This window comes from Candidatus Binatia bacterium (assembly GCA_036382395.1).
In the GTDB taxonomy this organism is placed as follows: domain Bacteria; phylum Desulfobacterota; class Binatia; order HRBIN30; family HRBIN30; genus JAGDMS01.
Window position 1 is genome coordinate 1 of record DASVHW010000223.1, and the last position, 7458, is coordinate 7458.

Sequence of the window (7458 nt, forward strand, 5' to 3'; positions counted from 1 at the left end):
GCGGCTCGGCTGCATGTATACGGCCGGGTCGAGTACTGGGACCATTTCGACCTGAAGACGCCCCACGCCACACGGTTCGCCCTGTACTTGGAAGACGATGTCACCAAACCGTTTCGCGCAGAGGGACCATACAACGATGCCGACTAAGGCGACCGTTAGGAGCAGCGCCAGGACCGCTCCCAGCGCCGGCAGCAGCCCAAAACCCGCCGCAGGCCCTGGAGGTTCAGCTTTGTCCGCGTTTTCGAGCTTTTGTGCAGGCCGCCTAGCTGTTGGGCAAGAATGAGCTTTTGTGCAAAGCCCGCCGGGGGCTTGAAAAAGGACCGTAATAGTCCTATTTAACTACTATGATTCGGATCGCGAAGCTCACCGACTACGCCATCGTCCTGCTCACGTACTTTGCAGGCGACGCGGACCAGGTGCGCACCGCGCGCGATTTGGGTGCCCAGGCCCGGATACCGCTGCCGACCGTCTGCAAAGTGCTGAAGGCCCTCTCACGCGGGGGGCTGCTGGTCTCGCAGCGGGGCGTAAAGGGTGGGTACAGTCTGGCGCGGCGCCCGGAAGAGATCTCGATGGCCAGGATCATCGGCGTGATCGAGGGGCCGATCGCCATGACAGAGTGCAGCACTCACCCTGGTATCTGCGGGTTGGAGCCGGCGTGCCCGGTCCGCAGCAACTGGCGGCGGATCAACCAGGCGGTGCAGCGGGCACTCGATACGCTCACCCTCGCGGACATGACGGCGCCCCTGCCGCAGCGGCTGGCAGCACCGGGCCGCAACCATGCCGTTTTCCCGCTCACGCTGATGGCGAGGCAGACTTCATGACGACAACAACGGATGCAATCGAGCGGCTGACACAGCAGGAGTACAAGTACGGCTTCGTTACCGACCTCGACACCGAAACGGCGCCGCGCGGGCTGAACGAAGACATCATCCGGCTGATATCGGCGAAGAAGAACGAGCCCCCCTTCATGCTGGAATGGCGACTCAAGGCATTCCGCCATTGGGACAAGCTCGCCAAGTCCGAGGCGGAGCCGAAGTGGGCCAACGTGCACTATCCCCCGATCGATTACCAGGACATGATATATTACGCGGCGCCGAAGCCGAAGAAGCAACTCGGCAGCCTGAATGAGGTCGATCCCGAAGTGCGGGCCATGTTCGACAAGCTGGGGATCTCCCTGCAGGAGCAGGGACGCCTCACGGGAGTGGCGGTGGACGCAGTTGTTGACAGCGTTTCCGTCGCCACGACGTTCAAGACGAAACTGGCCGAGCTCGGCATCATCTTTTGCGCCTTTTCCGAAGCCGTGCGTGAGCACCCCGATCTCGTGCAGCGGTACTTGGGGTCGGTGGTGCCGTACACCGACAACTTTTTCGCGGCGCTGAACGCGGCGGTCTTCAGCGACGGCTCATTCTGCTACATTCCGCAGGGCGTGCGCTGTCCGATGGAACTGTCGACCTACTTCCGTATCAACGCGGCCGAGACCGGGCAGTTCGAGCGGACACTGATCATCGCCGAGGAAGGCAGCTACGTCAGCTACCTCGAAGGCTGTACCGCCCCGATTCGCGACCAGAACCAGTTGCATGCTGCGGTCGTCGAGCTGATTGCACTCGACAACGCCGAGATCAAATACTCGACGGTGCAGAACTGGTACCCGGGCGACAAGGAAGGGAAAGGTGGCATCTACAACTTCGTCACCAAGCGCGGTGTTTGCCGAGGCATCAACTCAAAGATCTCCTGGACCCAAGTTGAGACCGGCTCGGCGATCACCTGGAAGTACCCGAGCTGCATCCTGCAGGGGGACAACTCGGTGGGAAAATTCTATTCCGTCGCCCTCACCAACAACTATCAGCAGGCGGACACCGGAACCAAGATGATCCACATCGGCAAGAACACCAAGAGTACGATCATCTCGAAAGGTATCTCCGCCGGTCATGGGCAGAACACCTATCGCGGGTTGGTGAAGGTCATGAAGAGTGCCACCGGAGCGCGGAACTATTCGCAGTGCGACTCGCTGCTGCTCGGTGACAAGTGCGGCGCCCACACCTTTCCCTACATTGAGGTGCGCAACGCCGAGGCGCAGGTGGAGCATGAAGCGTCCACCTCGAGAATTGGCGAGGACCAGCTGTTCTACTGCCAGCAACGTGGTCTGGCTGCCGAGGATGCTGTGTCGATGATCGTCAACGGCTTCTGCAAGGAAGTCTTTCGTGAGCTGCCGATGGAGTTTGCGGTGGAAGCCCAGAAACTCCTCAGTGTCAGCCTCGAAGGCGCTGTCGGCTGAGCCGCTGACACCCGCTTGCAGCAAGAAAGGCACACCATGCTACAGATCAGTAACCTGCACGTCCGCGTTGAGGGCAAGGAGATTCTGCGGGGTCTCAATTTGACGGTGAAAGCCGGCGAGGTGCACGCCGTCATGGGGCCGAACGGCTCCGGCAAGAGCACGCTGGCCAACGTCCTCGCCGGTCGCAGCACCTACGAGGTCACGGAAGGTCAGGTGTTGTTCGAGGGCAGGAATCTGCTCACCATGCCACCGGAACTCCGAGCCCGGGAGGGGATCTTCCTCGCCTTCCAGTACCCCGTCGAGATTCCGGGTGTCAACAACGCCTATTTTCTGAAGGCGGCCGTCAACGCCGTGCGCACGCACCACGGCCTCGAAGAGCTGGATGCCATGGATTTCCTCGCCCTGATCAAGGAGAAGGGCAAGCGCCTGGACATGGACCAGGCTCTGTTGAACCGCTCCGTGAACGAAGGGTTCTCCGGCGGCGAAAAGAAACGTAACGAGATTCTGCAAATGGCGATGCTGGAACCGAAGCTCGCCATCCTCGACGAGACCGACTCGGGTCTCGACATCGATGCGCTGAAGACGGTCGCCAAGGGCGTCAATGCGCTGCGGAGCACGGACCGGGCGATGATCGTCATCACGCATTATCAGCGCCTGCTCCACTACGTCGTTCCGGACCACGTACACGTCCTGTCGGAGGGTCGAATCGTGAAATCGGGCGATCGTGGGCTGGCGCTGGAGTTGGAGGCCAAGGGCTACGGCTGGGTCGAGCACGAGGTGGCACGCCCGCCGCAGCCGGCCCCCGTAGCGACCGTGCAGTGACGCAATGGATGCAGCCGACACCTATCTCTCGATGTTCGCGGAGCTCGAACATGAACCGGCCGGGCGGAAACCCGCCTGGGTCCACGCGATCCGCAAACAGGCCATCGCCCGGTTCGCCGAGCTCGGCTTTCCGTCGACGCGGCTGGAAGACTGGCGGCACACCAATGTCGCCCCGATCACCAAAGTTCGCTTTCTGCCGGCGCGGGCATACCACCGCAACGGGCTGACGCCCGAGTCCCTGGAGCAGGCAACATTGGGAGGACTGGCTGGCAGCCGACTGGTGCTTGTGGACGGTCAGTTCTCCTCGGGGCTGTCGTCGTTGGGGGTGTTGCCGCGCGGCGTGCAAGTCAGCAGTCTGGCGGCAGCGATCGAGACCGATGGGTGCTTCATCGAAGCGCGCTTGGGGCGCTTCGCGCGCGACGACGCCAGCGGGTTTCTGGCACTGAACACCGCCTTTCTCAAGGACGGAGCGTTTCTCCACCTCCCGCCGGCGACCGTTGTTGAGCAACCGATTCACGTGGTCTATGTCTCCACCGCGCAGGGTGACCCGACGGTGTCACACCCCCGCACGCTGATCGTGGCAGAGGAGGGCTGCCAGGCAACTATCATCGAGAGCTACGTCAGCCTCGGCAATGGGACGTGCTTGACCAACGCCGTGACCGAGCTGGTGGCTGGTCCCGGCGCGGTCATCGAGCACGGCACGTTGGCGCTGGAGAATGCGGCGTCCTTTCACGTTGCCGCCCTAAGCGTGAGCCAGGAACAGGCCAGCAACGTCCTGTTGCATTCGTTCTCCTTGAGTGGCGGTCTGGTGCGCAACAATGTCACCGTGGTGTTGGACGGTGAGGGCAGTGAGTGCGTGCTGAACGGCCTTTTTGTCGGCAACGGGCGTGCCCACGTGGACAACCACACGATTATCGACCACGTCAAGCCCCGCTGCACCAGTCAGGAGCTCTACAAGGGTATCCTCGGCGGCCAGTCTACCGGGGTCTTCAACGGCGGCATCCGCGTGCGGGCGAGCGCGCAGAAGACCAGCGCGCGTCAGACGAACAAAAACCTGCTGCTCTCGCCGGACGCGCAGATCAATACCAAGCCGCAGCTCGAAATCTCCGCCGACGATGTGAAGTGCAATCACGCGTCGACCATTGGGCAGCTCGACGCCGACGCGCTCTTCTACTTGCGCGCGCGCGGCATCGCTAGGAACGCCGCCCGCACCATGCTGACCTACGCGTTTGCGAGCGAGATGATTAGTCGCCTGCGGCACGAGCCACTGCGCCGCCGCTTCGAGGAAATCGTATTGACGAGGCTACCGGCGAGAGAAGGAGCCGAGGAGTCATGAGACCGGCGCACCGACTGGCCGTCCCGGAGACTAGTGCGCAGACTCCGGTGGTCTTGGATGTGGCAAAGATCCGGGAGGATTTCCCCATCCTGCGGTACCCCGTGCACGGGAAACCGCTGGTCTATCTGGACAATGCCGCTACGACGCAGAAGCCGCAGGTCGTGATCGACACGCTCAGCCGATACTACACGACGGCAAACGCCAACATCCACCGCGGTGTCCACACCCTCAGCGAGCGCGCCACGCAGGCGTACGAAGCCGCAAGGGGCACGGTACGCCGCTTCCTCAACGCCGCCGACGATCGCGAAATCATCTTCGTGCGCGGCGCGACGGAGGGCATCAACCTGGTGGCACAGAGCTACGGCCGGACATTCCTGAAGCCGGGGGACGAGATCATCATCTCGGCGATGGAACATCACTCCAACATCGTTCCCTGGCAGATGCTTTGCGAACAGGTCGGCGCCAGACTCCGTGTGATTACGATCAACAACGCCGGCGAGTTGTACCTCGACGTCTATGAAGGGCTGCTGAACGAGCGGACCAAGCTGGTCGCCATCACGCACGTCTCGAACGCACTGGGTACGATTAATCCGATCCGCCAGGTCATCGACCTGGCGCACCACTGGAATGTCCCCGTGCTCGTCGACGGAGCCCAGGCCGTGCCACACCTGCAGGTCGACGTGCGAGGGCTCGATTGCGACTTCTACACCTTCTCCGCGCACAAGCTGTTCGGACCGACGGGCATCGGGGTGCTGTACGGCAAGGCCGCCTTGCTCGACCGCATGCCGCCGTACCAAGGCGGGGGGGACATGATCAGCCTCGTGACCTTCGAGAAGACGCACTACAACACGCTCCCGTACAAGTTCGAGGCGGGCACCCCGCACATCGCGGGCGGGGTCGGGTTGGGAGCCGCCATCGAGTATGTGAACCGCATCGGGCTCAATGCCATCGCCGCCTATGAGCACGAACTGCTCGCCTACGCGACCGATTCCCTCAACGCCATCGAAGGCCTCGATATGATTGGGACGGCCAAGGAAAAGACCGGCGTGCTGTCCTTCACGCTGGAAGGCGTCCACCCGCATGACATCGGCACCGTGTTGGACCGTGAGGGGATTGCCATTCGCGCCGGCCATCACTGTGCGATGCCGGTGATGCAGCGCTTCGGGGTGCCAGCAACCGCCCGCGCCTCACTGGCCTTCTACAACACGAAGGAGGAGATCGACGCCTTGGCGGCCGCACTCCACCGGGTCAAGAAGGTATTCGCCTGATGTCCGATCTCAGCGACCTCTACCAGGAAGTTATTCTGGATCACAACCGGCAACCGCGGAACTACCACAAGATCGAGGGGGCACACCGGAAGGCAGAGGGCTACAACCCGCTGTGCGGCGATCAGCTAACCGTGTACGTGCAGCTGGAAGATGGCGTGATCCGTGACATCAGCTTTGAGGGGTCCGGTTGTGCGATTTCGAAAGCCTCGGCGTCGCTGATGACCACGAGCGTGAAGGGCAAGACGCCGGCGCAAGCCCAGGCGCTGTTCGTGGAATTCCATGACTTGGTCACCGGCGGGCATGATGCGCCGCAACCCGCTACGCTCGGCAAGCTCGCGGTGTTCGCTGGCGTCCGGAGGTTCCCCGCGCGGGTGAAGTGCGCCAGCCTTGCCTGGCACACGATGCGTGCGGCCTTGGAGGGCGAGCAGGTTCCAGTATCGACCGAGTGAGTCACACCGACAAAGGAGTTGACCATGCGATCCCACGAAGCAGTAGCGCTACACCGTGATTGCGAAGCCGTTGCCATCCCGAATGGCAACAAGGTCGTACTGCACGCGGGTGATGAGGTGCTCATCACGCAGTCCCTTGGCGGCAGCTTCACGGTCACGACCGAACACGGATACATGGTGCGCATCGCGGGCAAGGACGCTGACGCGCTCGGTCTGGAGCCGGCGGTACAACCCTCCACAGATGCCGCCATGGCAGCCAGCACGCCAGAGCAGGTCGAAAAGGCGGTGTGGGACCAGCTGCGCACCTGCTACGACCCCGAAATCCCGGTGAACATCGTCGATCTCGGCCTGGTGTATCACTGCCAGGCGACGCTCCTGCCCGACGGCGGCCACAAGGTTGAGGTGAGGTTCACGCTGACGGCGCCCGGCTGCGGCATGGCCGGCTCGCTGCAAATGGATATGGAGAGCAAGATTTTGAGCCTCCCCGGTGTCGAGGAATGCGATGTCGACGTCGTCTTCGATCCGCCGTGGAGCCGCGACATGATGTCCGAAGCCGCCAGACTCGATCTCGGGATTTCGTAGAGCCGTTCGGATGATTCGAGTCGCGTGATCGGCCCGTTAGAGGTCCTTGGGCAGCCATTGGTAGGGCTTACCGGTTGGATTCCGCGGCAGCTCAGCGTCGAGATCGATCGAACACGGGCACTGGTACTTGGCCGGCGGCTGCTGGCAGAAGGCGATCAACTCCTGCTTTAACTCGGACCCGGCCTCCGTCAGATCGGCGGGCCGCACCGCTTCAGGCCTTTGCCATCAAGCGGAGCGGCCAGGATCTGCCGCTTCCACCCAACTGGGGGAAATAGGCCCACCTATTCCTGGCACCGCCACCGTTCTTCTGGCGCACCTGGGAACGGTGCAAAACCATTTTCTCGATCTTAGGGAATCTTGGCCATGGCATGAGCAACCGATGGCCATTCAATCGTGACGCAAGCCTGGCACGCCAGTTGCGTCTGCACAGCCGGACCGACGGCGACTCCGGCGCCACACGTGCAGTCAAAGGGGGAACGCAACTCAGAGGTCAGGGCAGGACCGACTCGCAGCCGGGGCACTCGTGCTCGCGATTCGCTTCCAGTGGCTACGGTTCACGATTGAGGTTTCCAGGTGAGTGAAACAAGCACGCGGGCTTGGTGGGTTCGTAGCGCACGGGCTAAACGCCTGGCCATCATCGCGATCGCCGGCATCTTGCTCGGCACTGTCCTGCCGCAACTGGCGCAGGCCGCCGACCGCACCTTCGCCAGCGGCTCGCTTATCATC

Annotated in this window: 8 protein-coding genes; 7 read left to right on the plus strand and 1 reads right to left on the minus strand. The window is 62.5% G+C overall.

Annotation, left to right across the window (positions count from 1 at the left end; translation table 11 throughout):
• Positions 1-344: 344 nt before the first annotated feature.
• Genes VF515_10220 through sufT form a run of 7 tightly spaced genes read left to right on the plus strand, consistent with a single transcriptional unit; the run spans position 345 to position 6732 of the window.
• Entirely contained in the window at positions 345-821 is a 477-nt protein-coding gene (locus VF515_10220) for an SUF system Fe-S cluster assembly regulator (protein ID HEX7408009.1), read from the plus strand.
• The gene (sufB, locus tag VF515_10225) at positions 818-2275 is read left to right on the plus strand and encodes a Fe-S cluster assembly protein SufB (GenBank protein ID HEX7408010.1); all 1458 of its coding nucleotides are present in this window, start codon (positions 818-820) and stop codon (positions 2273-2275) included. Before VF515_10220 ends, sufB begins: the two co-directional genes overlap by 4 nt.
• Positions 2276-2311: 36 nt before the next feature.
• Positions 2312-3097 carry a Fe-S cluster assembly ATPase SufC gene (gene sufC, locus VF515_10230; protein HEX7408011.1) on the plus strand — a complete coding sequence of 262 codons (786 nt, stop codon included), beginning with the start codon at positions 2312-2314 and terminating at the stop codon, positions 3095-3097.
• A 4-nt stretch (positions 3098-3101) separates the two neighbouring features.
• Positions 3102-4433 carry a Fe-S cluster assembly protein SufD gene (gene sufD / locus VF515_10235; protein ID HEX7408012.1) on the plus strand — a complete coding sequence of 444 codons (1332 nt, stop codon included), beginning with the start codon at positions 3102-3104 and terminating at the stop codon, positions 4431-4433.
• A complete protein-coding gene (locus VF515_10240) occupies positions 4430-5701 on the plus strand; it encodes a cysteine desulfurase (GenBank protein ID HEX7408013.1) in 1272 nt (423 codons plus the stop codon). Before sufD ends, VF515_10240 begins: the two co-directional genes overlap by 4 nt.
• Positions 5701-6150 (plus strand): SUF system NifU family Fe-S cluster assembly protein, encoded by a 450-nt coding sequence (locus VF515_10245; GenBank protein HEX7408014.1) that lies wholly within the window; start codon positions 5701-5703, stop codon positions 6148-6150. Before VF515_10240 ends, VF515_10245 begins: the two co-directional genes overlap by 1 nt.
• A gap of 24 nt (positions 6151-6174) precedes the next feature.
• Positions 6175-6732: a putative Fe-S cluster assembly protein SufT gene (gene sufT, locus VF515_10250; protein ID HEX7408015.1), complete on the plus strand. Its 558-nt coding sequence runs from the start codon at positions 6175-6177 to the stop codon at positions 6730-6732.
• 36 nt (positions 6733-6768) lie between these two features.
• On the opposite strand, the gene VF515_10255 is transcribed toward sufT, so the two are convergent.
• The gene (locus tag VF515_10255; protein ID HEX7408016.1) at positions 6769-6939 is read right to left on the minus strand and encodes a hypothetical protein; all 171 of its coding nucleotides are present in this window, start codon (positions 6937-6939) and stop codon (positions 6769-6771) included.
• Between the last annotated feature and the right edge of the window lie 519 nt (positions 6940-7458).